Genomic DNA, 23,609 nt, shown 5'->3' with positions numbered 1-23,609 from the left:
ATATCCGGAAACGGGCCAGACCGCCCACAAAGCGCCACAATCACGCCGCGCGCCGGCCTTGATGCGCGCGTAGGGAAGAACCGACCTCTTGGCCCGGCTCGTCGGCCGCTCCGGTTCCCAGCCCCCCAGCCCCCGCGATGCCGGCGGGCCGGGCCTCCTCCAGAGGTTTCGAGACCCAAAGACTTCAGGACCGCCTCTTCGGAGCGCGGTCCCTTTTTTGAGCCGGCGGCTCAGGGCTGCGACCACATCTGGGCGGTGAGCGCGCGGGCGCGGGCGACCCGGATGTGGTCGAGCGTCCAGAACCCGATCGTCAGGGCTCCGGCCAGGAGCGCGATGGGCAAGGCGAGCGCCAGGAAGGGGTTCTGCCGCGGCGGCGTGGTCATGCATCCTCCTCTTGCGGGCGACTGCCCTGCGGGTCTTGCGGGCGACTGCCCTAAGGGAACGCGCCCGCCGCCTCGTGGTGCCAGCAAGCCTTCCGCCCGCCAAGATGTCCTTCAGCCAAGACGTCCTTCAGCCGAGGGGTTCCCGGCCCGGAGCGGTCCTACCCCGCGAGCGGCGCGAAGAAGCAGAGCACCGTGGTCCCGCGGTGGCACCAGTGGAAGCGGCCGTCCTGGCTCGGCCGCACCTTCGCCAGCGGCACGAAGATCCCGTGGGTCTCGTAGCCGCCCGGCACCTCGACGGCATCGGAGATCGGCTCGCAATCCTGGTCCGAGCAGCACTCGTAGGGGTACCAGGAATGCGTCGGCTGAACGAGGGAGAGCGCGGCGAGGGCGAGGACGACCTTCATGGGCGGCATACCTCCAGCGGTTGAATCCGGGCCGGGCGGGGCCGGAGATCGGGAGCGGCACACCGCGTGCCAGACGCGAGCGCGTCATCGCCGCGCAGGCTCCCGCATGCCCCTTCCCGGATCCGGCGCCGTCGGCGCGCCGTCATGGGAGCCGATCATCGCGCCGAGCCGCCGGGAAGCAAATCCCAAGGGTTGCATGAAAGGAATTTCGAAACCGAAACGGCCGCACATCTGCGCGATGCGCCCGTTCGATGCCCGCCACGCCGCCCGCTACCCCGTCCTGATCGGCTGCGACGAGGTCGGCCGCGGCGCGCTCTGCGGCCCGGTGATCGTGGCGGCGGTCCATTTCGATCCCGCCGCCTTGCCGGGCGACCTCCTGGAAGCCCTCGACGACAGCAAGCGCCTCGACGCCGCCACCCGCGAGCGCCTGGCGCCGCAGATCGCGGCGGCCGGGCGGGTGGCGCTCGCCGGAGCCTCGCGCGACCTGATCGACCGGATCAACGTGCGGGCCGCCACCCTCGACGCGATGCGTCGGGCGGTCGGGCGTCTCGGCCTCGCGGCCGAGGTCGCGGTGGACGGGCGCGACGTGCCCCCCGGCCTGCCCCTGCCCTGCCGGGCCTTCGTCGGCGGCGACCGGCTGGTGCCGCAGATCGCCGCCGCCTCGATCGTCGCCAAGGTGGCGCGCGACCGGCTGATGCGGGCGCTGGCGCGACGCCACCCGGCCTATGCCTGGGAGCGCAACGTCGGCTACGGCACGGCCGCCCACCGGGCCGCGATGACGGCCCGGGGCCTCACCCGGCATCACCGGCTCAGCTTCAAGTCTCGCACCGCGTGAGGCGGCGCATGCACGCCCCGCGCTTCCGCTTCCCGCCCGGAGCGTCGTAAGGTCCTGCGACGCGCGACGAGCAGAACGGCCGCTGCCATCAGGGAGGAGACCGACGTGATCACGACGAGCCGGAGGGCTGCCCGATGAGGCCGATGTCGCGCCGGGTGATGAACCTCGCCCATTCCCTCACCCAGGCCGCCGCGCGTCACCCGGACCGCCCGGCCATCGTGTGGGGCGAGCGGAGCTGGAGTTGGAGCGCCTTCGACGCCCGGGTCTCGGGCCTGGCCGCGGCGCTCGCCACCCGCGGGGTGCGCAAGGGCGACCGGCTGCTGGTCCATGCCCGCAACGGCAACGCCATCCTGGAGATCATGTACGCGGCGTTCCGGCTCGGCGCGGTCTTCGTGCCGACGAACTTCCGGCTGATGCCGGACGACGTCGCCTATCTGGCGCAGCAATCGGGCGCGACCGCCTTCCTGTGCCACGCCGATTACCCGGACCATGTCGCCGCGGTCAGGGCGGCCTGCCCGGACCTGAGCCGCGTCATCGTCATCGGCGGGGGCCCGGCCGAGGGCGAGGCCTACGAGGATGTCGTGGCGGAGGGCGCCGGCCGGTCCGTGGCGAATGCCGCGGTCGAGCACGACGACCCGTGCTGGTTCTTCTACACCTCCGGCACCACCGGCAAGCCGAAGGCCGCGGTGCTGACCCACGGCCAGATGGCCTTCGTCATCACCAACCACCTCTGCGACCTGATGCCGGGCACGAGCCCGGAGACCGATGCCTCGCTGGTGGTGGCGCCGCTCTCGCACGGGGCCGGGGTGCATGCCGTGGCCCAGGTCGCCCGCGCGGTGACCTCGGTGCTGCCGGCCTCCGAGCGCTTCGACGCCGCCGAGGTCTGGGGCCTGGTGGCGCGCCACCGGATCACCAACATGTTCACGGTGCCGACGATCCTGAAGATGATGGTCGAGCACCCGGCGGTCGACGCCAACGACCATTCCTCGCTGCGCTACATCATCTATGCCGGCGCGCCGATGTACCGCGAGGACCAGAAGCGGGCCTTGCGCGCCCTGGGCAAGGTGATCGTGCAGTATTTCGGCCTCGGCGAGGTCACCGGCAACATCACGGTGCTGCCCCCTGCGCTGCACGAGGCGGAGGACGGGCCGGCGGTGAAGATCGGCACCTGCGGCTTCGAGCGCACCGGGATGCAGGTGCAGATCCAGGACCCGGAGGGGCGCGAGGTCGGACCGGGTGAGACCGGCGAGATCTGCGTCTGCGGCCCGGCGGTCTTCGCCGGCTACTGGGAGAACCCGAAGGCCAACGCGGACGCGTTCCGGGACGGCTGGTTCCGCACCGGCGACCTCGGCTTCCTCGATGCGGAGCGATTCCTCTACATCACCGGTCGCGCCTCCGACATGTACATCTCGGGCGGCTCGAACATCTACCCGCGGGAGATCGAGGAGAAGATCCTGGCCCATCCGGCGGTGGCCGAGACGGCGGTGCTCGGCGTGCCGGACCCGACCTGGGGCGAGATCGGCATCGCGGTCTGCGTGCCCCGGGAGGGCATGGCGCTGACCGAGGAGGACGTGATGGCGTTCCTGTTCGACAAGGTCGCCCGCTACAAGCTGCCCCGGCGGGTCATCCTGCGCGCGTCGCTGCCGAAATCCGGCTACGGCAAGATCACCAAGAAGATGGTGCGCGAAGAGCTGGAGGCGGCCGGCCTCCTCGACCAGGGGGCGCAGGCGTGACGGCGACCCTGAGCCGGCCCGGGGCCGCCCCCCCTTTCGCCACCCTGGCGCAGCCGGGCCCCGTGCGGTCCGAGCGCTGGCTGGCCTCCGGCGGCGGCCTGATCCACGGCGTCGTCGCGCTGGCGCCGGGGCGCACGCTCCTCGACGCCGTCGCCGGGCCGCTCGCCGAGGCCGGGATGCGGGGCGGCGTGGTGCACCTCTCGGGCGGGAGCTTCTCGCCCTTCGCCTACGTGATGCCGGCCCTCTCCGCCGATCCGCGCTTCGCGGCCTATTACAGCGAGACCTTCCGGCCGCCGGGCGAGACGCGGCTGGAGCGGGCGAGCGCCACCTTCGGCGAGCGCGACGGCGCGGCCTTCCTGCACGTCCACGGCACCTGGATCGAGGCCGACGGGCGCCGCCGCGCCGGCCACCTCCTGCCGGCGGAGGTGGTCGTCGCGCAAGCCGTCCGGGCCGAGGCCTGGGGGACGGCGGGGGCGGCCTGGCGGGTCGAGCCGGATGCGGAGACCAACTTCTCGCTCTTCACTCCGGCCTCCCTGCAGGCGCCGGCGCCGGGCTGCCTGCTGCTGAAGATCCAGCCGAACGAGGAGATCCATGCCGCGATCGAGGCGGCAGCCCGGGCGCACGGCCTCGCGGCGGCACGGGTGCGCGGCATCGGCAGCATCGTGCGGCCGGCCTTCGCCGACGGGCGGGTGATCCCGACCGATGCGAGCGAGGTGCTGATCCGCGACGGCCGAGTGGCACCGGGGCCGGACGGGTCCCCGTGCGCCCATCTCGACATCGCCGTGGTGGATGTCGCGGGCGCCATCCACGAGGGGGTGCTGCGGCGCGGTGCCAACGCCGCCTGCATCACCTTCGAGCTGTGCCTGGAGGCCCTGCCGGGGTGAGGCCGTCGCGGTCGATGCCGTAGACGTGCACGGTCTCGTCGCGCTGGCGGGCCGGGGCGTGCATCACCGCCTCGCGCCGGAAGGTCAGGCCGCAGGCCCGCATCACCGCGAAGGAGGCGGCGTTCTCCGGATGGGCGCTCGCCTCGATCCGGTCGAGGTCGAGCCAGGCGAAGGCGGCCGGGACGACCGCCCGCGCCGCCTCGGGCAGGTAGCCGCGGCGATGATGGGCCTCGCCGAGCCAGTAGCCGAGGGTGGCCGTTCGCGGATCGTCGCCGGCCCGGTGGAGCATGATCCAGCCGAGAAGCGCATCATCGCTCCGGGTGGTCACCGCAAGGGAGAATGCCTGCCCCGCCTCCGCCAGCGCCCTCGCCGCCGCGATCCGCTCCCGCGCCATCGCGACGGTGAGGGGCGACGGCCAGGAGGCGAGCCACCGGCTCACCGCCGGGGTCATGAGGGCGGCGGTGGGCTCCGCATCCTCGGGCGCCACGAGGCGCAGGCGGAGACGGGACGTGTCGAGGATGGGCAGGGGGAAGCCGGACATGGCGGTCACGATAGAGATATCTTCCCCAGCGGCAACACGGCCCGTTCCTTCCCGCGGGCGGCGGGACCGCCCGGGACGGAGGAGGCGCGAGGAAGAGCCTGCGCATCGCCGCGACCAGGAATCCCTGCGGCGAGCGGATCTTGCGCTGCACCGGGTCCGAGGCCTCCGGCGCCTCGGTCAGCGCCAGCGCCAGCCGCGACAGGTCACCATCCTGATCGCGAAAGGCCCGGGCGAGGCGCGCCACCAGGGCCGGGGGCGGAGCGGGCGATGACGGTTTCACAAGGTTAGGCCCGAAGGTGTCCCAGGATACGCCCGGGACAGAATGGAGCCATGATCGACTCTCCAGGATCATCCCGGCCCCTCGCCCGCGGCGATCCCCGGGGTGACCCGATCAGTGTTCAGATTCAAGACATTCCCGTGATGTCGTGCAGACCGGAACTTACGTCGCCAGGGCGAGCAACCGGTCGCAATCGACATGCGCCTCGAGATGGTCGGCGAGGCGGTCGAGCACGCGCTCGATCACCGCCTCGTAGGCCTCCGGCCCCGGCGCGGCGCCGAGGCGGCCCAGCCACAGGGCACGCTGCCGTTCGTCGGAAAACAGGCCGTGCACGTAGGTGCCGCAAACGAGCCCGTCCGCCGAGACCGCGCCGTCGGGGCGGCCATCGGCGAGGCGCACAAGCGGCCGGCCGCAATCGGGCCCGCCGGTCTCGCCGACATGCATCTCGTAGCCGGTGAACGGGGTCTCGTCCGGCAGGCTCACGCCGCCGGCCGCCGCCAGCCGCTTCTCGGCGGTCAGCACCGTCGCGACGTCGAGGAGCCCGAGCCCCGCCACAGTCCCGGGCTTTCCCTCGATCCCCAGCGGATCGCTCAGGGTCGTGCCGAGCATCTGGTAGCCGCCGCACAGGCCGAGCACCCGCCCGCCGCGGCGGCGATGGGCCAGGATGTCGATGTCCCAGCCCTGCCCGCGCAGGAAGGCGAGGTCGGGGATCGTCGTCTTGGAGCCGGGCAGCAGCACGAGGTCGGCCTCGGCCGGGATCGGCCGGCCGGGCTCGACCAGCACCACGCTCACCCCGGGCTCGGCCCGCAGGGGGTCGAGGTCGTCGAAATTGGCGATGCGGGGCAGGACCGGCACCGCCACGACCTTGGCCCCCGGCCGCTCGGCGCCCTTGAGCCCCAGCACGTCCTCGGCCGGCAGGCGCGCGGCTTCGGGGAAATGCGGGATCAGGCCCAGCGCCTCCCAGCCGGTGCGGGCGGCGATCAGGCTCATCCCGTCGGCGAACAGCACCGGGTCGCCGCGGAACCGGTTGACGAGGAAACCCCGCACCATCGCGGCGTCCTCCGGGTCGATCACCGCCTTGGTGCCGACGAGGCTCGCGATCACCCCGCCGCGGTCGATGTCGCCGAGGAGCACCACCGGCGTGCCGGTGGCGCGGGCGAAGCCCATATTGGCGATGTCGCCCCGGCGCAGGTTGACCTCCGAGGCCGAGCCCGCGCCCTCGACCAGCACCAGGTCGGACTCGGCGCGCAGGAGCCCGAAGCTCTCGACGACGGCGGAGAGGAGCCGCGGCTTCCACTCCTGGTACTCGCGCGCCCGCGCGGTGCCGACCATCCGGCCCTGCACCACCACCTGCGAGCCGGTCTCGCTCTGGGGCTTCAGCAGCACCGGGTTCATGTGCACGGAGGGTGGCACGCCGGCCGCCCGGGCCTGGAGCGCCTGGGCGCGGCCGATCTCGCCGCCATCCCGCGTGACGGCGGCGTTGTTCGACATGTTCTGCGGCTTGAACGGCCGCACCCGCAGGCCGCGGCGCGCATAGGCCCGGGCGAGCCCGGCGACGATCAGCGACTTGCCGACATCCGAACCGGTGCCCTGGATCATCAGGGCGCGGGAGCGGGATCCCGTGCCGTGAGGTCTTGCATCATGCTGCGCGGGCATCGTTCCTCGGGGTTCGGCGGCCGCCTCGGGCCGGACCGTGCGAAAGGGCACGGAAAAAATCCAGACACTATGCCGGTCGCCGGCCGGGTGTGGCGCGGCGGTCATAGGCGCCGGGCCACGCTCAAGCTAGCCTCCGGACACATTTTCGCTCAAACCGGGGCGTATTCCAGTGATCAAGAAGCTCATGCTCGCCGGCGCCGCGACGTCGCTCCTCGCCGGAGCGGCCTCCGCGGCCGACCTGCCGGCCCGCGTCGCCCCGCCGCCGGTCTTCACGCCGGTGCCGGTCTTCACCTGGACCGGCTTCTATGCCGGCCTGCACACCGACTACACCTTCACCGATCGGCAGCGCATCAACACGATCGGCAACGATCTGGTGCCCACCAACACGATCGGCAACGTGACGACCCTGCGTCGCCCGCCGGTGGTGCGCAACGAGCAGGATGGCCTGGCCAATATCGGCGGCGGCTTCGGCTACAACTACCAGTTCACGCCGGGCTCGGGCTTCGTGGTCGGCCTCCAGGCCGATTGGGCCTGGACCGACATCCACAAGAACACCTTCTATCTCGGCCCGCAGCTCGCCGCGAATAACGGCTTCTCCGACCCGAGCGCCTTCCGTCAGGAGCTGTCCTGGCTCGGCACCGTCGTCGGTCGCGTCGGTTACGCCTTCGACCGCGTCTTCGTCTACGGCATGGGCGGCTTCGCCTATGGCGGCGTCGATTACCGCGCCAACTTCTACACCACGGCCGGCGCCAACCCGCCGCTCGCCCTGGCCTATGCGGGCCGCTACAACGACCTCGAGACCGGCTACGCCTATGGCGGCGGCATCGAATACGCCCTGCCGACCGACTCGTTCCTGTCGCGCTTCAGCCTGCTCGGCCTGCTCGGCATCCAGTCCCAGGCGGTGACGATCAAGGCCGAGTACCTGCACTACGACCTCGGCAGCCGCAACGTGCTCGTCAACAACACCGCGCTGGTGGTGAATGGCGGCGTCGGCCCCCAGCCGCGCGGCTCCTACACCTCGCGCTTCCACACCGAGGGCAACCTGGTCCGCGCCGGGTTCAGCTACAAGTTCAACGGCCTCTGATCGCACGATCACCTGAGCCGATAAGGCGGGCCTGCGAGGGCCCGCCCGTCTCGACGGCCGCCGGGCACATGCCCGGCGGCCGTTTTTGCCGTCGATACGCCGCCGAGCGGAGGCGCGTCGCTCAACCGAGCAACGCCTGCACGACCTGCTCCACCACCACCGGCTTGTTGCAGAAGCGGGCCTGGGCGAAGCGCGGCGGCAGCGTCTCGCGGTCGTAGCCGGTGGCGAACACGAACGGGACCTTGCGCGCCACCAGCATGTCGGCGACCGGGTAGGCCATCTCGCCGTGCAGGTTGATGTCGAGCACCGCGCCGTCGAGCCGCGCATTGGCCGCGATGAGATCGAGCGCCTCGTCGACGCTCGGCACCGGCCCGACCACGTCGGCCCCGCGGCGCCGGAACAGGTCGGCCAATTCCATGGCGATGAAGTACTCGTCCTCCACCAGCAGCACCCTGTAGCCCGGCAGCGTCTGCGGCACGGTCATGATCGCCCTCCCTCTCGTGGCGGCCGCTCGGCGAGTGACATCTTGGCGATTGGCACCTTGGCGAGCGGCAGGTCGATGGAGCAATGCACGCCGGTCTCGCCCAGCGTGTAGTGCGTCCGGGCCTTGAGCGCGTAGGGCAGCGCCTGCTCGATCAATTCCCGGCCGTAGCCGCCCGGCTCGGTCCGGCTCTCGAGCGGGGGGCCTCCGCGCTCGGTCCAGTCCACGACCAGCCGCGCCCCTTCCTCCGCCTCGCGCACCGACCAGGTCACCGCGAGGCGTCCCCGCTCCGTCGCGAGGGCGCCGTACTTGCGGGCGTTGGTGGCCAGTTCGTGCAGAGCCAGCGCCAGGGTCTGGACGACCGAGCTGCGCAGCTTCACCTCCGGGCCTTCGAGACGGATGCGCTCCCCGATCGTGCCCCCGCCGAGGGCGTCCAGCGCGGCGTGGACCAGCTCGCCGATCGTGATGCCCGGCTGGCCCGAGCGGGCGAGCAGGGCGTTGACCCGGGCGAGCGCGTCCAGCCGCTCGCCGAACCGCTCGTTGAAGGTGGCGAGCGTGTCACTCCTGCGCATCGTCTCCTGGAAGAGCGACTTGACGACCCCGAGGAGGTTGCGGGTGCGGTGCTGCAACTCGGCGACCAGCACCTCCATGCGCTCGGCGGTTTCGCGCTCCTCCGTGATGTCGCGGCCGACGCCGCCGAGCCAGCGCACCGCGCCCGTGGCGTCGCGCATGGGAAAGTCGGTGTTGCGCAGGCGGCGCACCGCGCCGTCACCGGGCCGCCGGATACGGTACTCGAAATCGACGCGCTCGCCCCCGAGCACCCGCCGGATGTTGGCAAGGGCGTGCTCGCGGTCCTCGGGCAGGATCAGGTTGAGCCAGCCCGCCATGTTGTCGCCGCGCAACGCCGCCTCGCGGCCGAGCCCGTAGATCGCCTCGAAGGCGGGGGTGAGGTAGACCCATTGCAGCGTCTCGGCATGGCGGATCCAGAGCACGTCCGAGGAGGCCTCGCCGAACCCGATCAGGCGCTCCTCGCTCGCGCGCAGGGCTTGCTCGGCCTGGGCGCGTTCCTCGGTCTCGTGATGGTGCGAGATGATGATCGCTGCGGTCTGGGTCAGGGCCGCGGCCATGTCGCGGTCGCGCCGGGTCGGCTGGCGCGGCTCGCGGAAATACATGGCGAAGCTGCCGACGAGCTTGCCCGCCGTCGTCTCGACCGGGAACGACCAGCAGCCGCGGTCATCGACGTCCCGCGCCATCCGCAGCCACGGCGCCCAGCGCGGCTCGTCCGCGACGTCGGGGGTGATCACCGGCTCTCCCCGGGCCACCGCGAGGCCGCAGGCCAGCGACTCGGGCGAGATCGCGAAGTCGTCCACGCACAAGGCATAGGCCTCCGGCATGCCGACCACGTGCCGCAGCGCCTTGCCCTCGAGATCGGCGATGTAGAAGGCGCAACGGCGTCCGTCGCCCGCCTGCTCGATGGCGGTGCGGATCAGGATGTCCAGCGAGGCCTCGAGCGGCGCGCCGTTCATCGCGGCCTGGAACGCCTCCTTCTGCCCGACCAGCCAGGCCTCGCCCTGCCGGAGCGCCTCGGCGCTCCGCTTGCGCTCGTCGATGTCGCTGATCACGCTGACGAGGCCGTTCACCTGGCCGGCTCGGCCGAAGGTCGGGACCGCCACGACGTTGGTCCAGATCTCGCGACCGTCGTCGTCGGTATAGAGCATGTCCTGTCCCGGGATCGCCCGCTCCCCGCGCAGGGCGCGCGCGCCGGGATAGTCGCACGGGTCGAGCCTGTCGCCCTGCCCCGTCCAGGCCCGCCAGCGGGACCCCCGCTCGGGATCGCGCGACGGGATCACGCCCGTCGGCAGGAAGCGGCGGAACTCGGCGTTGGCGAGGACGACCCGTCCCCCGGTATCGATGGCGGCGACCCCGGCCGGCACGCTCTCGAAGGCGGCGGCCAGCAGCGCCTCGCTCTCGCGGCGCCTCACCTCGGAGCGCAGGCCGCCGGCGATCTCGATGCCGGTCATGTGAACGTGGGCGACCCGGCCATCCGCCTCCCGGACCGGCACGAGCAAGGCGTCGAAGACCTCGGTCGCCGCTCCCTCGCCACGGGTATCGAGCGGCTGCCCGACCACGCGCACGGTCTCGCCGGCGAGGGCGCGCGCGTAGTAGGGGGCGACGGTGGCCCAGCCCTCCGGAAAGCTGTCCGGAAGCGGGCGGCCCAGGGCGGAGGGGTGCCGGTCGCCGTAGAGGCGGGACGCGGCGTCGTTGTAGATCAGGACGTGCGCGGGGCCGCAGGCAAGCGTCGCGACGAGGGGATTGGCGAGCACCTGCTCGACCATCAGCGTGAGGCGGTCCGACCACGATTCACGGGCACCGAGCGGCGTGCTCGACCAATCATGGGCGCGGATCCGTCCCGCCATCTCCCCGGCGCCGAAGGGCCACGCCTCGCGGGGACGGTCGCGGACAGGCGATGCGCCGGCTGGCCCGGCATGGCAAAGCCAAGTCTCAGAACGCCAATCGGTGGGCGGCCCCCGTTCGTCTCCACACATCGACGCGCTTTCGCCCGACTCTGTGGGACCAGCCCTATACCGAAAGCAAGATAGGATCTCTGTCCTCTGTTAAGTCTATCCCAGGGCCGTCTGCCCCACGGGCCTGGCGCCGGCGACGATCCGTCGATGCGTCCGCCCGGCATCTTCCGGTGCGCCGGCCGCGAACGGCCGGTACTGAAGCGGTCGCCGGTCCGGCGGCGACATCGATGCGAGACCAGGAACCCGAGCAGAGTTGCGCCATGCAACCCTGCTTAGTCCCGTCCCGCCTCCCGCAGGTGCCGGACGATGCCGGAGAAGTCGGTGCCGCCCTGCCCGGCCGCCTCGAACGCGGCGTAGATCGCCTCGGCCTGGGCGCCGAGCGGGGTCGCCGCCCCGGCACTTGCGGCAGCCTCCTGGGCGAGGCGCAGATCCTTCAGCATCAAGGCGGCGGCGAAGCCGGGCTTGTAGTCGTTGTTCGCCGGCGAGGCCGGCACCGGGCCGGGGACCGGGCAATAGGTGGTCAGCGACCAGCACTGGCCCGACGAGGTCGAGGCGACGTCGAACAGGGCCTGATGCGACAGGCCGAGCTTCTCCGCCAGCACGAAGGCCTCGGCGACGCCGATCATCGAGATGCCGAGGATCATGTTGTTGCAGATCTTGGCCGCCTGGCCGGCACCCGCCTCGCCGCAATGCACCACCTTGCGGCCCATCTTCGCGAGGATCGGCTCGGCCCGGGCGAACGCCTCCGGCGCGCCACCGGCCATGAAGGTCAGGGTCGCGGCCTTGGCGCCGCCGACCCCGCCGGAGACCGGGGCGTCGAGGCTCGCGAGACCGCAGGCCTTCGCCTTGTCATGCGCCGCCCGGGCGCTGGCGACGTCGATGGTCGAGCAGTCGATCAGCAGGGCGCCCGCGGCCACGTGCGGCAGCACCGCGTCGTAGACCGAGAGCACGTGCTTGCCGGCCGGCAACATGGTGACCACCACCTCGGCTCCCTTCACGGCGGCTTGGGCGCTCTCCGCCACCGCGATCCCGGCCACGCGGGCGGCCTCGAGCGCCTCCGGCATCAGGTCGAAGCCCGTCACCACGTGGCCCGCCGCGACGAGGTTGGCGGCCATCGGGCCGCCCATGTTGCCGAGGCCCAGGAAGGCGATCTGCGTCATCATTGTTTTCCTCGTTGCCCTATGGTTGGTTGAACCGGTTGCGGGGAATCCGTACATCCATGGCGAGTGAATTCACCTGGAGTGAATTCACCTGGGATGAGCGGAAGGCGGCTTCGAATCTGCGCCGTCACGGCGTCGCATTCGAGACCGCCACCAAAGCATTTCGCGACCCCTTCGCCGTCGAGCAGATCGACGACAGGGAAGCTTATGGAGAGGAGCGCATCAACATGCTCGGCATGTGTGACGGCGTCATCCTGTTCGTGACCTATACGGAGCGGGGTGAGGAGATCCGCTTGATCTCCGCGCGACGGGCAGAGCGACATGAGCGAGAGCATTATTTCCGCGAGAATTCGTCCTGACGGCACCGTCGTGCGGTGCCAGCCGGATGGAAGCGAGACGGCTTTCGCGCCCGCTCCGCTGCGCTCGATGACCGACGAGGAGGTCGCAGTCGCTGCAGCGGCCGATCCGGATTCGCGCCCGACCACTCCGGACGGCCTTGCCAGCGCCCGACGCCTGCCTCGCATCCGAACCTTGCGGCGGGCCCTCGCGCTGACCCAGGAAGAATTCGCCGCGCGCTATCACATCCCGCTCGATACCGTGCAGGACTGGGAGCAGGGCCGCTCCGTCCCCGACCAGCCCGCCCAGGCATATCTCACGGTCATCGCGCACGATCCCGAGGGGGTCCGTCGGGCCCTCGCGGCGCACCCGGCGTGACGCGGCCAAGTCTCAGTTCCCCACGTCTCAGTTCCCCAAGTCTCAGTTCCCCACCAGGCCCCGCGCCACGATCACCCGCATGATCTCGTTGGTGCCCTCCAGGATCTGGTGCACCCGCAGGTCGCGAACGATCTTCTCGATGCCATATTCCGACAGGTAGCCGTAGCCGCCGTGAAGCTGCAGCGCCTCGTTGGCGACCCGGAAGCCGGTATCGGTCGCGAATCGCTTGGCCATGGCGGAGCGCTGGGTGGCGTCGGGATCCTTCCGGTCGAGGGCGGCGGCGGCGCCGTAGAGGAGCGCGCGGGCGGCCTCCAGTTCCGTCGCCATGTCGGCGAGGCGGAATTGCAGCGCCTGGAATTCGTCGAGGCGCTTCCCGAAGGCCTTGCGCTCGGCCATGTAGGCGAGGCTCTTGTCGAGGGCGGCTTGCGCGCCGCCCAGCGAGCAGGCGCCGATGTTGAGCCGGCCGCCATCGAGCCCCGCCATGGCGATGCGAAAGCCGATCCCCTCCTCGCCGAGGCGGTTCTCCACCGGGACGCGGCATTCCTCGAAGATCACCGCCCGGGTCGGCTGGGCGTTCCAGCCCATCTTGCGCTCGTTCGGCCCGAAGGACAGGCCCGGCGCGTCGGACGGCACCACCAGGGTCGAGATGCCCTTCGGGCCCGCCTCGCCGGTGCGGACCATGGTGACGTAGAGATCGGCCGCGCCGGCCCCCGAGATGAACTGCTTGGCGCCGTTGAGGACGTAATGGTCGCCCTCGCGGCGGGCGGCGGTGCGCAAGGCCGCGGCGTCGGAGCCCGAGCCGGGCTCCGTCAGGCAATAGGCCGCGACATCGTCCATGCGGCAGAGCGGCGGCAGGAAGCGCTCGCGCTGGGCCGTGGAGCCGAACTTGTCGATCATCCAGGCGGCCATGTTGTGGATCGACAGGAAGGCCGCCACCGTCGGGCAGCCGAGGCTCAGGGCCTCGAAGATCAGGGCGGCGTCGAGCCGGGTCAGCCCGGAGCCGCCATGGTCTTCCGAGATGTAGATGCCGCCCATGCCGAGCTGCGCCGCCTCGCGCAGCACGTCGAGGGGGAAATGCTTGCGCTCGTCCCAGTCGAGGGCATGCGGCGCGATCCGCTCGGCCGCGAAGCTGCGCGCCATGTCGCGAATGGCGATCTGGTCCTCGGGGAGGGTGAACAGGGTCATGTGGCGGTTCCTCCCGTTCTGTGTCGATTTTTATCTCTGCCCGGAGCCGGAAAAGGCGACGATTTCGCCTCCCCCCTCTGCGGGGGAGGGCGCACGGCTGCGAGTGCGAAGCACTCGTGCGCCGGGCGGGAGAGGGGCAGCGCGACGCTGATCCAGGGAGCGCCCGTCAGAACGGTTCCGTCATTTCCGGAAGCGGCGTCCCCTCTCCCGGCTCGCTCCGCTCGCTACCCTCCCCCGACCCAAGTCGGGCTTGCCCGACTTGGGCACAGGGATGCGGAACTCGGGCAAGCCCGAGTTCCGTTGGGGAAGGGAAAACCCGCGTCCTTTGCGGGCGCCGAATGGCGCCCGCGTGGCCCGACTCGCTTACTGCATCACCGGCATCGAGAACTGCGCGCCTTCCTTCACCCCCGACGGCCAGCGCTGGGTGACCGTCTTGGTCTTGGTGTAGAAGCGCACCGCGTCCGGGCCGTGCTGGTTGAGGTCGCCGAAGCCCGAGCGCTTCCAGCCGCCGAAGGTGTAGTAGGCCAGCGGCACCGGGATCGGCACGTTGATGCCGACCATGCCGACCTGCACCTTGGCGGCGAAGTCGCGGGCCGCGTCGCCGTCGCGGGTGAAGATCGCGACGCCGTTGCCGTATTCGTGCTCGTTGGGGAGCCGCAGCGCCTCGGCATAGTCCTTGGCCCGCACCACCGACAGCACGGGGCCGAAGATCTCTTCCTTGTAGATCCGCATCTCCGGCGTCACGTGGTCGAACAGGCAGCCACCCATGTAGAAGCCGTTCTCGTAGCCCTGCATCTTGAAGGCCCGGCCGTCGACCGCGAGCTTGGCGCCCTCGTTCACGCCGATCTCCACGTAGTTGCGCACCCGCTCCAGCGCGGCCTTCGTCACGAGCGGGCCGTAATCGGCGCTCGGATCGGTGGAGGGGCCGATCTTCAGGCTCTCGACCCGCGGGATCAGCTTGCTCATCAGCGCGTCGGCGGTCTTCTCGCCGACCGGCACCGCCACCGACACCGCCATGCAGCGCTCGCCGGCCGAGCCGAAGCCGGCGCCCATCAGGGCGTCGACGGCCTGGTCCATGTCGGCGTCCGGCATGATGATCATGTGGTTCTTGGCGCCGCCGAAGCACTGGGCGCGCTTGCCGCTCGCGGTCGCCCTTGCATAGACGTACTGGGCGATGTCGGAGGAGCCGACGAAGCCGACCGCCTGGATGATGTCGTCGTCGAGGATCGCGTCCACCGCCTCCTTGTCGCCGTTGACGACGTTGAGGATGCCGGCCGGAAGTCCTGCCTCGATCATCAGCTCGGCGAGGCGCATCGGCACGCCCGGATCGCGCTCCGAGGGCTTGAGGATGAAGGCGTTGCCGCAGGCGATGGCCGGGGCGAACTTCCACATCGGGATCATGGCGGGGAAGTTGAACGGCGTGATGCCGGCGACCACGCCGAGCGGCTGGCGCATCGAGTAGATGTCGATGCCGGGGCCGGCGCCTTCCGTATACTCGCCCTTCTGGAGATGCGGGATGCCGCAGGCGAACTCCACCACCTCGACGCCGCGCTGGATGTCGCCCTTGGCGTCGGGAATGGTCTTGCCGTGCTCGCGGGCGAGCAGGTCGGCGAGGCTGTCCATCTCGCGCGCGACGAGGTCGAGGAAGCGCATCATCACCCGCGCGCGGCGCTGCGGGTTGGTGGCGGCCCACGCCACTTGCGCCTTGGCGGCGTTCTCGATGGCACTTCGCATCTCGGCCTGGCTCGCCAGCGCCAGGCGCCCGATCACCTCGCCGGTCATCGGCTGGTAGATGTCGGAATAGCGGCCCGAGCGGCCGGGAACGTGCTCGCCGCCGATGAAGTGCCCGACTTCGCGCGCCATGAGGATCCTCCCTGGATCGATCGTGTGTTGGGGCCACCTTGCCCTGGCGATCCACATAGCGGAAGGGGCGGGAGAGCGGAACGGGTGTGCGCGGATGCGGGAACGGGACGGGCCCAAAAGTGACGTCTGGGACGATTACCGCTTCGTGCTGGCGGTGCACCGGGCCGGCACGGTCTCGGCGGCGGCGCGCCGGCTCGGGGTCGACCACGCCACGGTGATCCGGCGGATCGACCGGCTGGAGCGGCGCTTAAGCGAAAAACTCTTCCACCGCCGCGCCTCCGGCTACACCGCGACGCAAGCGGGACTCGCCCTGGTCGCGACCGCCGACGCGGTCGAGTCGGCGATCATCCACGGCGAGGCGGCGATCGGCCGCGCGGCCTCGCGGCTCGTCGGCACGGTGCGGATCGGCGCGCCGGACGGCTTCGGCAGCGCCTTCCTGGCGCCCCGCCTGACGGCGCTGATCGAGCGCCATCCCGACCTCGACATCGAGCTGGTGGCGACCGCGCGGCTGTTCAGCCTGTCGAAGCGCGAGGCCGACATCGCCATCGGGCTGAGCCTGCCGCCGGAGGGGCGGATCGTCGGGCGCAAGCTCACCGACTACGCGCTCAAGCTCTACGCCGCCCCCGCCTACCTGGCGGAGCACCCGCCGATCCGGACGCGCCGCGACCTCGAAGGCCACCGCTTCATCGGCTACATCGACGAACTGCTCTACTCGCCGGAACTCGACTACCTGCACCAGGTCGCGCCCGGGGCGAGCGCGAGGCTTCGCAGCGCCAACCTCAACGCCCAGCTCCAGGCGACGGTGGCGGGGTTGGGGATTGCGGTGCTGCCCTGCTTCATGGCCTCCCGGCGCCGAGACCTCGCCTGCGTGCTGCCGGACGAGGTGTCGCTCATCCGCAGCTTCTGGCTGATGATGCACGCCGACAGCCGCGACCTCGCCCGCATCCGCGCCGTGGCCGAGCACATCTACGCGGTTGTCGAGGCGGAGCGCGACCTGTTCGCGCCGGGAGGCTGAGGCGGTCGCGGCTCACGGAGCCGGGCGTGCCGCCTCCGGCTTGCCCTTGATGACGTTCTTGACGCCCGAGGCCGTCACCTCGGGGCTGGGGGCGCCCTCGCCGCGGACCCATTCTATCTTGTGGTCGGCGCCGGCCACGCGAAGCTGCGTCGGACCGGCCAGGACGAGGGAGACCCGGTTGTCGGAGCCCGATGTCGTCAGCCGGCCCGGACTCTCCCCACCCACGAGCGTCGCCGTGACAGTATTCTGGGTCACGCTCACGGCGATCTCCCGGGCCCGGCCGCCCGTCACCCTGTTGTCGATGCCGGAAACCGCGAGGCCCGCCCCCTCCTCGAATCTGACCGTGTGGCCCGAGCCGTGCACGGTGATGGTACCGCACCGGCCGGTGAGCGCGATCTCGTTCTGCGCACCGTAGATCCCGACGTCCTTCCCCTCGCATTCCACGTCGCGGCTGATCGCGACGCCCTCGATCGTCAGGGCATCGGCCCGTGCGAGGCCGGCTTGCGCCAGGACAGCCGCGAGGGCGAGGGGCAGGAGACGGATCATCGGCTCGTCCGTGGTCGTTGAAGGAACCCGGAGACAAGCAAATCGGCCGTGAGCGGTCAAATCGCGGGCGTCGACGGCGAGGCGGGCGGTCCGATCCGCTGCGTCAGGCCCGGGGGCCGCGTGTCGACGGTCGGGCACCGGGAGGGCAGGTCCGCCGGAACGTCGGTCCCGATCGAGAGGTCGACCGGCCGGGGCATTCCGGTCGCTCCTGCGATGGTGTAGCGCCTCGATCGCCGGGCCGCGCCCGGCAAGCCGGCACCGGAGACGAGAACCCGACCATGAGTCCGACGATCCGCGAGATCGAGGAGGCCGACGTGCCGGCGGTGATCGCCCTGTGGCACGAAGCCGGGGTGGCGCGGCCCTGGAACGATCCGGCCACCGACATCGCCTTCGCCCGGCGCGAGCCGCACGGCACCGTGCTGGTGGCGGAGCTGGATGGCCGCGTCGTCGCCAGCGCGATGGCCGGCGAGGACGGGCACCGGGGCTGGCTCTACTACGTGGCGGTGGCGCCCGGGCACCAGGGCAGCGGGCTCGGGCGGCTCATGGTCGAGGCGGGCGAGGCCTGGCTGGCGGCGCGGGGCGTGTGGAAGGTGCAGCTGCTGGTGCGCCGGGAGAATGCGGGCGTGCTCGGGTTCTACGATCACCTGGGATACCGCGACACCCATGCGGTGTGCTTGCAGAAGGTGATCGCGAAGGGTTGATCGACTCCCCCTACCCCTCCAACCCCGGCCAGATCACCCAGTGCAGGTCCGGCGTCTCGGGAAACAGCCGGCGGTGCTGGCTCACCGCGTAGTTGTCGGTCATGCCGGCGATGAAGTCGGCGACGCGGCGGGGGGTGCGCGGGTCGTCGGAGCCGGAGAGGCCGGCGCTCCACTCCTCGGGCATCCGGGTGGGATCGCGCCGGAAGGTGGCGAACAGGTCCTCGACGATCGAGGCGGCGCGCCGGCGCACCGCCATCACGCCGGGATGCCGGTACATCCGGGCGAACAGGAAGGTCTTGATGTCGCGGTCGGCCGCCGCCATCGCCGCGGAGAACGCCACCACCGGGGCCGATGCGTGGCGGATCGCGACGGCGTCCGCGGGTTGCAAGGCGGAGAGGCGCCGCTCGGCCTCGACGATCACGTCCTCGACGAAGCGGGTGATGACCCGGCGGGCGAGCTCGTGCACCACCCGCGAGCGCTCCAGGCCCGGATAGGTGCGGCGGATCTCGTCGAGGAGCCCGGCGAGGAACGGCACCTCCGCCAGGTCGTCGAGGCGGAAGAGGTCGGCGCGCAACCCGTCGTCGAGGTCGTGGGCGTCGTAGGCGATGTCGTCGGCGAGGGCCGCCACCTGGGCCTCGGGGCCGGCAAGGGTCGCCAGCTCCAGGTCGTTGACGGCGTTGTACTCGGTGATCGCCACCGGGATGCCGCTCGCGGCGTAATGCGGCGTCGGCCGGCCGTCCCGGGTCAGGAGCGGCCCGTTATGCTTGACCAGCCCCTCCAGGGTCTCCCAGGTCAGGTTGAGACCGTCGAAGGTGGCGTAGCGACGCTCCAGACGGGTCACCAGCCGCAGGGCCTGGGCGTTGTGGTCGAAGCCGCCATGCTCGGCCATGCAGGCGTGCAACGCGTCCTCGCCGGTATGGCCGAAGGGGGTGTGGCCGAGGTCGTGGGCCAGCGCCAGGGCCTCGGCCAGGTCCTCGTCGAGGCCGAGCGCCCGGGCGAGCGCCCGGGCGATCTGGCTCACCTCCAGGGTATGGGTCAGGCGGGTGCGGTAATGGTCGCCCTCGTGGTGGACGAAGACCTGGGTCTTGTGCTTGAGCCGCCGGAAGGCGGCCGAATGCACGATCCGGTCGCGGTCGCGCTGGAAGTCGGTGCGGGTCGGCGAGGGGCTTTCCGGGATCAGCCGCCCGCGCGACGCGAACGGATCGCTGCCGTAGGGGGCCCGCCAGCGCTCGCCTGTCCGTCTCACGTTCCAGCCCCCATCCGCCATCCCGAGCGCCGCGCTCGGCGCCCAGACCGGCCCTGCCCCGCTGTTGCGGTGCACGGCGTCACTTCTTATGTTGCCATCGCACGTCGGACCCCCACCCGAGAAGCCGTCGATGACCCCGATCACCCTGACGTCCCGCGCCGCCCGCCGCATCAACGAGATCATGGGCGCCGAGCCCCCCGGCTCGATGCTGCGCATCAGCGTGAATGGCGGCGGCTGCTCCGGGTTCCAGTACGCCTTCGACATCGCGAAGGACCGCGCCGCCGACGACCTGGCGGTGGAGCGGGACGGCGCCACGGTGCTGGTCGACCCGACCTCCCTCCCGTACATGGAGGGCGCGACGATCGACTTCGTCAACGACCTGATCGGCCAGTCGTTCAAGATCGAGAACCCGCAGGCCACGGCCTCCTGCGGCTGCGGCACCTCGTTCTCGCTGTAACCTCGCCTGCCGACCTTTCGCCTGCCAACCCTCCGGGACGTTCCGCCATGACCCGCTCTCTGACAACGGGCGTGGCCCGGGCCGCGCTCGGCGCCGTCGCCTGCGCCACGCTGGCTGCCGCCCTGCCGGCGACGATGCCGTGGCTCGCCGGCCCGGCGCTGGCGCAGGACGCGTCGGTCGCCCTCGACGAGGTGGTGCTGCCCCTGGGCCCCGTCACCCTGAAGGCGCCGAAGCTCGAGCTGCGCGGCACCGCCCTGTCGCGGGACGAGGCGCGGGCGATCCTGGATCCGGCCGGTCCCGCCCCCTGGCGGACCCGGCTCGACAAGCTCTCCGCCCGCGAGATCGTGATCCCGGTGCTGCGGGTCGAGCAGCCGGCCGGCGGGCGCGTGCAGGTCGCGGTCTATCACGACGTCGTCGCCCGGGACGTGGCGGCGGGCCGGATCGGCACGCTGGAGGCCGGCGGCGCCACCCTGACGGTCGAGGGGCCGGGCCCCGACGCGGCCGGCGCCTATGGCCGCCTGAGCGCCCGCGAGGTCGACCTTCCGGGCCTCGCGCGCCTGTTCACCGAGCCCGGCGGCCCCAATGCCGCGCCGATCCGGGTCTATGGCGGGGTGACCGCCGAGGACATCGCGCTCACCGGCCCCGACGGGGCGGCCCTCCGCATCGCCCGCATCGACGCCCGCGACCTCTCCGGCCGGCCGACCACGATCCCGTGGGGCGAATCGGTCCGGGCCCTCGCGGAGGGGGCCGGCAACGCCAAGCCGGAGGGTCCGGAGCGGTCGCGCCTGTCGGGCCTCGCCGCCGACCTGCTCGACGGGATCGACATCGGCGGCCTCGAGATCAGCGGCATCACCTTCGCGGCGCCGGGCGGCGGACCGAAGCCGAGCCCGGTCCAGGCGAGCCTCGCCCGCCTGACCTACGGCACCGGCCAGGTCGAGGGCGCAGGCCGGGTGAAGGCCGAAGGCCTGGCGGTCGAGGCCCCGGCCGGCCGCGTCGCCCTGAAGGGGCTGACCCTGTCGGGCCTGTCGCTCAAGCCGGTGCTGGAAGGCCTGCGCCGCGCCGCCGCCGGCCCGCTCGATCAGGCCGAGATGCGCCGCTACGCCCCGGCTCTGGGGCAGATCGCCCTGGACAACCTCGATGTCGATCTGCCGGCGCAGGCCTCGCCGCAGGATCCGCTGAACGCCTCGGGGCCCCTGCGCTTCGCCCTGCGCAGCGGCGCCCTCGCCATGAGCGAGCCGCGTGACGGCGTGCCGACCGCCTCGCGCCTGACCTTCGACGGCCTCACCTGCGCGGTCCCGCCCGACAGCACGGCACCGGTCCTCGCCGACCTGTCCGGCCTCGGCTACACCGCCCTCGACCTGTCCGGCCAGGTCGATGCCCGCTGGGACGAGGCCGCCCGGGAGGTGACGCTCCGGGACGTGACGCTCACCGGCAAGGATATGGGCACCGCCCGGATCACCGGCACGATCGGCGGCATCGGCAAGGAGGTGTTCGACCCCGAGCCGATGGTCTCCTCCCTGGCGCTGCTCGGTGCCAGCGCCAAGTCCCTGGCCCTCACCCTGGAGAATGGCGGGCTGTTCCAGCGCTTCGTCGACCAGCAGGCCAAGGCCCAGAGCCTCAAGCCCGAGGAGCTGCAGCGCGAATATGGCACCGCCGCGATGCTGGGGATCCCCGCCGTGCTCGGCGGCTCGCCCTCCGCCAAGGCGCTCGGCCAGGCCGTGTCCCGCTTCGTGGTGAAGCCCGGCCGCCTCTCGGTCAGCGCCGCCGCCAAGGATCCGGCCGGTCTCGGCCTCATGGATTTCAGCACCGCCCCGAGCCCGGGCAAGATCTTCGACCGCCTGACGGTGAACGCCACGGCGGAGTGACGATCCGCGGATCGCGTGAGGGCCTGTCGGGGGAGAGCGCGGCAAGGCCGCCCTCCCCTTGCCCTCTCTCAATACGCGTTCTCGGTCTTGAACAGGGCCAGCGGGGTCATCGCCAGGATCTGCAGGTCGAAGAACACCGACCAGTTCTCGATGTAGTACAGGTCGTGCTCGACGCGGCGCTGGATCTTCTCGCTGGTATCGGTCTCGCCGCGCCAGCCGTTGATCTGGGCCCAGCCGGTCATCCCCGGCTTGACCTTGTGGCGCGCGAAGTAGCCGTCGACGACCTGGTCGTAGAGGGTGTTGGCGGCCTTGGCCTGCAGGGCGTGCGGGCGCGGCCCCACCAGGGACAGGTCGCCCTTCACCACGTTGATGAGCTGGGGCAGCTCGTCGAGCGAGCTCTTGCGGAGGAAGCGGCCGACCGGGGTCACCCGCGGATCGCCCTTGGTGACGACCTTGGCGGCACTGTAGTCGCACTGGTCGGTATACATCGAGCGGAACTTGTAGACCTCGATCACCTCGTTGTTGAAGCCGTGGCGCTTCTGCCGGAAGAAGACCGGGCCCGGCGAGGTGAGCTTCACGGCAAGCCCCACCGCCAGCATCACGGGGGAGAGCAGCAGCAGCAGCAGGGCGCCGACCACGCGGTCGAACACGCCCTTCACCACCACATCCCAGTCGGCGATCGGACGGTCGAACACGTCGAGCACCGGCACCGAGCCGAGATAGGAATAGCTGCGCGGGCGAAGCCTCAGCTTCGAGGCATGGGCCGAGAGGCGGATATCGACCGGCAGCACCCAGAGCTTGGCCAGCATCTGCAGGATGCGCGCTTCGGCCGAGATCGGCAGGGTGAACACGATCAGGTCGACCTTGGTGCAGCGGGCGAAGGTGACGAGGTCGCTGACATTGCCGAGCTTGGGATAGCCGGCGACGACGTCGGCCGAGCGGCCGTCGTTGCGGTCGTCGAACAGGCCGACCACCTTGAGGCCGGAATCGCCCTGCGCCTCGATCGCCCGGATCAGCGCCTCGGCCGGCTCGCCCCCACCCACGATGGCCACGCGCCGGTCGAAGCGGCCGCGGCGCGTCTGGGCGCTGACCACCAGCGACAGGACGAGGCGCCCCGTCACCAGCAGCGCCAGGCCGCCGCCATAGACGCTCACCAGCCAGAGCCGCGAGTAGTGGTCGCCGAGCTTGGCGAGGAACAAGGCCGTGGCGGCGAGCAGCATCACCAGCGACCAGCCGAGCACGACCCGCGCGCCGACGCTGAAGAAGGCCCGGAACGCCCGGATGCCGTAGGCGCCGAGCGCCTGCAGCACCAGCACGGTGAGACCGGCGAGGCCGAGGATGGCCGCGACGTAGCCGAGATGGAGCGGGACCACGCCGGCGAGCAGCCAGCGCTGGGCGCACAGCCCGGCGAGGGCCACGAGGCAGAACTCGAACGCCCGGACGCAGCCGGTGAAGACCACCGGCGAGACCGCCGGGTCCGACCGCACCGGAGCCATCGTCTCGGCGGGCGGCACGGCCTCGCGGTCCGGCAGACGGCCCGCGGGCGCGGCCTGGTCGGCCGCCACGGTCTTGAGGATGTCGCGGACGTCGAACGCACTCATGCTGCGGCTTCCGGTCTCGGTCGCGGCGGAGAAAACCCCGCATCGACCGGGGGTTAGAATTGCGAACCTGCCGTGAAGGCCTGACGGAAGGCTTAAGGCGACCGCGACGGGTTCGTCGAAAATCGTCGGGATCCGGATGGGTCGCCCCGGCCGTTCGCGTGACGGGCCTCCGACGCGTCAGCCGCCCGCACGGTGGGCCCGCGCGGCGGCGTAGCCGGCGAGCCCGTCCTCGGCCATCTTGTTCATCGAGAAGCGGCAGCGGACGAAGGCGCTGAGCGCCGCGGCCTCGCCGGCGCGCTGTTCCGGATCCTGGTCGATCTTGCTCAGGATCGCCCGGGCCAGGGCGGTGGCGTCCCGCGGCGGCACCAGGGTCGGGGCGGCGGGCCCGAAGATCTCCGGGATGCCCCCGACATCCGTCGAGACCAGGGGCTGGGCGGCGGCCGCCGCCTCCAG

General features: G+C 71.5%; 23 protein-coding genes and 1 pseudogene. 10 read left to right on the top strand and 14 right to left on the bottom strand.

Features of this window, described 5'->3' with window-relative positions; genetic code table 11:
* Positions 1-230: 230 nt before the first annotated feature.
* Entirely contained in the window at positions 231-383 is a 153-nt protein-coding gene (locus VQ03_RS33145) for a hypothetical protein (protein ID WP_157064162.1), read from the bottom strand.
* Between the two features lie 158 nt (positions 384-541).
* On the bottom strand, positions 542-787 hold the full coding sequence (locus tag VQ03_RS18430; RefSeq protein WP_048452351.1) for a hypothetical protein: 246 nt from the start codon (positions 785-787) through the stop codon (positions 542-544).
* Between the two features lie 238 nt (positions 788-1,025).
* Between VQ03_RS18430 and VQ03_RS18425 the strand changes: the two genes are divergently transcribed.
* The 3 genes from VQ03_RS18425 to VQ03_RS18415 all read left to right on the top strand — a co-directional run bounded on the left by VQ03_RS18425 (position 1,026) and on the right by VQ03_RS18415 (position 4,239).
* Positions 1,026-1,622 (top strand): ribonuclease HII, encoded by a 597-nt coding sequence (locus VQ03_RS18425; RefSeq protein ID WP_157064161.1) that lies wholly within the window; start codon positions 1,026-1,028, stop codon positions 1,620-1,622.
* A gap of 134 nt (positions 1,623-1,756) precedes the next feature.
* On the top strand, positions 1,757-3,355 hold the full coding sequence (locus tag VQ03_RS18420) for an acyl-CoA synthetase (RefSeq protein ID WP_048452349.1): 1,599 nt from the start codon (positions 1,757-1,759) through the stop codon (positions 3,353-3,355).
* Entirely contained in the window at positions 3,352-4,239 is an 888-nt protein-coding gene (locus VQ03_RS18415; RefSeq protein WP_245292126.1) for a PCC domain-containing protein, read from the top strand. Before VQ03_RS18420 ends, VQ03_RS18415 begins: the two co-directional genes overlap by 4 nt.
* Here the strand turns inward: VQ03_RS18415 and VQ03_RS18410 are convergent.
* The 3 genes and pseudogenes from VQ03_RS18410 to VQ03_RS18405 form a co-directional block, all read right to left on the bottom strand.
* Positions 4,202-4,780, bottom strand: a complete 579-nt coding sequence (locus tag VQ03_RS18410; RefSeq protein ID WP_053078650.1) for a GNAT family N-acetyltransferase — start codon at positions 4,778-4,780, stop codon at positions 4,202-4,204. The two genes, VQ03_RS18415 and VQ03_RS18410, sit on opposite strands and share 38 nt — an antisense overlap.
* A gap of 100 nt (positions 4,781-4,880) precedes the next feature.
* Positions 4,881-5,132, bottom strand: a pseudogene (locus VQ03_RS35310) (DUF1800 family protein); the annotation flags it as partial.
* A gap of 87 nt (positions 5,133-5,219) precedes the next feature.
* Positions 5,220-6,656, bottom strand: a complete 1,437-nt coding sequence (locus tag VQ03_RS18405) for a cobyric acid synthase (protein WP_048452348.1) — start codon at positions 6,654-6,656, stop codon at positions 5,220-5,222.
* A gap of 226 nt (positions 6,657-6,882) precedes the next feature.
* On the opposite strand from VQ03_RS18405, the gene VQ03_RS18400 reads away from it, so the two are divergent.
* Positions 6,883-7,797, top strand: a complete 915-nt coding sequence (locus VQ03_RS18400) for an outer membrane protein (RefSeq protein ID WP_048452347.1) — start codon at positions 6,883-6,885, stop codon at positions 7,795-7,797.
* A gap of 121 nt (positions 7,798-7,918) precedes the next feature.
* Here the strand turns inward: VQ03_RS18400 and VQ03_RS18395 are convergent, their stop codons facing one another.
* From VQ03_RS18395 to mmsB, 3 genes are all read right to left on the bottom strand, one after another.
* On the bottom strand, positions 7,919-8,281 hold the full coding sequence (locus tag VQ03_RS18395) for a response regulator (protein WP_157064159.1): 363 nt from the start codon (positions 8,279-8,281) through the stop codon (positions 7,919-7,921).
* Entirely contained in the window at positions 8,278-10,695 is a 2,418-nt protein-coding gene (locus VQ03_RS31090) for a PAS domain-containing sensor histidine kinase (protein ID WP_053078649.1), read from the bottom strand. Before VQ03_RS31090 ends, VQ03_RS18395 begins: the two co-directional genes overlap by 4 nt.
* Positions 10,696-11,075: 380 nt before the next feature.
* Positions 11,076-11,963, bottom strand: coding sequence for a 3-hydroxyisobutyrate dehydrogenase (gene mmsB, locus VQ03_RS18385; RefSeq protein ID WP_048452346.1), 888 nt, complete (start codon positions 11,961-11,963; stop codon positions 11,076-11,078).
* 59 nt (positions 11,964-12,022) lie between these two features.
* Here mmsB and VQ03_RS18380 point away from each other — a divergent pair, with 59 nt between their 5' ends.
* Both VQ03_RS18380 and VQ03_RS18375 read left to right on the top strand, forming a co-directional pair.
* Positions 12,023-12,322 carry a BrnT family toxin gene (locus tag VQ03_RS18380; RefSeq protein ID WP_048452345.1) on the top strand — a complete coding sequence of 100 codons (300 nt, stop codon included), beginning with the start codon at positions 12,023-12,025 and terminating at the stop codon, positions 12,320-12,322.
* Positions 12,285-12,677, top strand: coding sequence for a helix-turn-helix domain-containing protein (locus VQ03_RS18375; protein ID WP_425350078.1), 393 nt, complete (start codon positions 12,285-12,287; stop codon positions 12,675-12,677). The genes VQ03_RS18380 and VQ03_RS18375 overlap by 38 nt, the downstream gene beginning before the upstream one ends.
* Before the next feature lie 42 nt (positions 12,678-12,719).
* Here the strand turns inward: VQ03_RS18375 and VQ03_RS18370 are convergent, their stop codons facing one another.
* Both VQ03_RS18370 and VQ03_RS18365 read right to left on the bottom strand, forming a co-directional pair.
* Positions 12,720-13,862, bottom strand: coding sequence for an acyl-CoA dehydrogenase family protein (locus VQ03_RS18370; RefSeq protein ID WP_048452343.1), 1,143 nt, complete (start codon positions 13,860-13,862; stop codon positions 12,720-12,722).
* A 363-nt stretch (positions 13,863-14,225) separates the two neighbouring features.
* Positions 14,226-15,725, bottom strand: coding sequence for a CoA-acylating methylmalonate-semialdehyde dehydrogenase (locus tag VQ03_RS18365; protein WP_048452342.1), 1,500 nt, complete (start codon positions 15,723-15,725; stop codon positions 14,226-14,228).
* A gap of 94 nt (positions 15,726-15,819) precedes the next feature.
* On the opposite strand from VQ03_RS18365, the gene VQ03_RS18360 reads away from it, so the two are divergent.
* Positions 15,820-16,740, top strand: coding sequence for a LysR family transcriptional regulator (locus VQ03_RS18360; RefSeq protein ID WP_048452341.1), 921 nt, complete (start codon positions 15,820-15,822; stop codon positions 16,738-16,740).
* Positions 16,741-16,752: 12 nt separating this feature from the next.
* Here the strand turns inward: VQ03_RS18360 and VQ03_RS18355 are convergent, their stop codons facing one another.
* A complete protein-coding gene (locus VQ03_RS18355; RefSeq protein ID WP_048452340.1) occupies positions 16,753-17,286 on the bottom strand; it encodes a DUF3060 domain-containing protein in 534 nt (177 codons plus the stop codon).
* 278 nt (positions 17,287-17,564) lie between these two features.
* Between VQ03_RS18355 and VQ03_RS18350 the strand changes: the two genes are divergently transcribed.
* On the top strand, positions 17,565-17,987 hold the full coding sequence (locus tag VQ03_RS18350) for a GNAT family acetyltransferase (RefSeq protein ID WP_048452339.1): 423 nt from the start codon (positions 17,565-17,567) through the stop codon (positions 17,985-17,987).
* A gap of 10 nt (positions 17,988-17,997) precedes the next feature.
* Here VQ03_RS18350 and VQ03_RS18345 read toward each other — a convergent pair whose 3' ends face one another.
* Positions 17,998-19,254 carry a deoxyguanosinetriphosphate triphosphohydrolase gene (locus VQ03_RS18345; protein ID WP_048452338.1) on the bottom strand — a complete coding sequence of 419 codons (1,257 nt, stop codon included), beginning with the start codon at positions 19,252-19,254 and terminating at the stop codon, positions 17,998-18,000.
* Positions 19,255-19,363: 109 nt separating this feature from the next.
* Between VQ03_RS18345 and VQ03_RS18340 the strand changes: the two genes are divergently transcribed.
* Both VQ03_RS18340 and VQ03_RS18335 read left to right on the top strand, forming a co-directional pair.
* Positions 19,364-19,690: a HesB/IscA family protein gene (locus VQ03_RS18340; RefSeq protein WP_048452337.1), complete on the top strand. Its 327-nt coding sequence runs from the start codon at positions 19,364-19,366 to the stop codon at positions 19,688-19,690.
* A 47-nt stretch (positions 19,691-19,737) separates the two neighbouring features.
* Positions 19,738-21,555 (top strand): hypothetical protein, encoded by a 1,818-nt coding sequence (locus VQ03_RS18335; protein WP_053078648.1) that lies wholly within the window; start codon positions 19,738-19,740, stop codon positions 21,553-21,555.
* 68 nt (positions 21,556-21,623) lie between these two features.
* On the opposite strand, the gene VQ03_RS18330 is transcribed toward VQ03_RS18335, so the two are convergent.
* Complete coding sequence (locus VQ03_RS18330) at positions 21,624-23,156, bottom strand: undecaprenyl-phosphate glucose phosphotransferase (RefSeq protein WP_048452336.1); 1,533 nt, start codon at positions 23,154-23,156, stop codon at positions 21,624-21,626.
* A gap of 177 nt (positions 23,157-23,333) precedes the next feature.
* Positions 23,334-23,609: glycosyltransferase (locus VQ03_RS18325; RefSeq protein WP_048452335.1), on the bottom strand; the 276-nt coding region annotated here is incomplete at its 5' end.

Source organism: Methylobacterium tarhaniae (assembly GCF_001043955.1).
Taxonomy (GTDB): Bacteria; Pseudomonadota; Alphaproteobacteria; order Rhizobiales; family Beijerinckiaceae; genus Methylobacterium; species Methylobacterium tarhaniae.
Note: the sequence above shows the minus strand (reverse complement) of the source record. Positions and strands in the feature narration are given on the sequence as shown.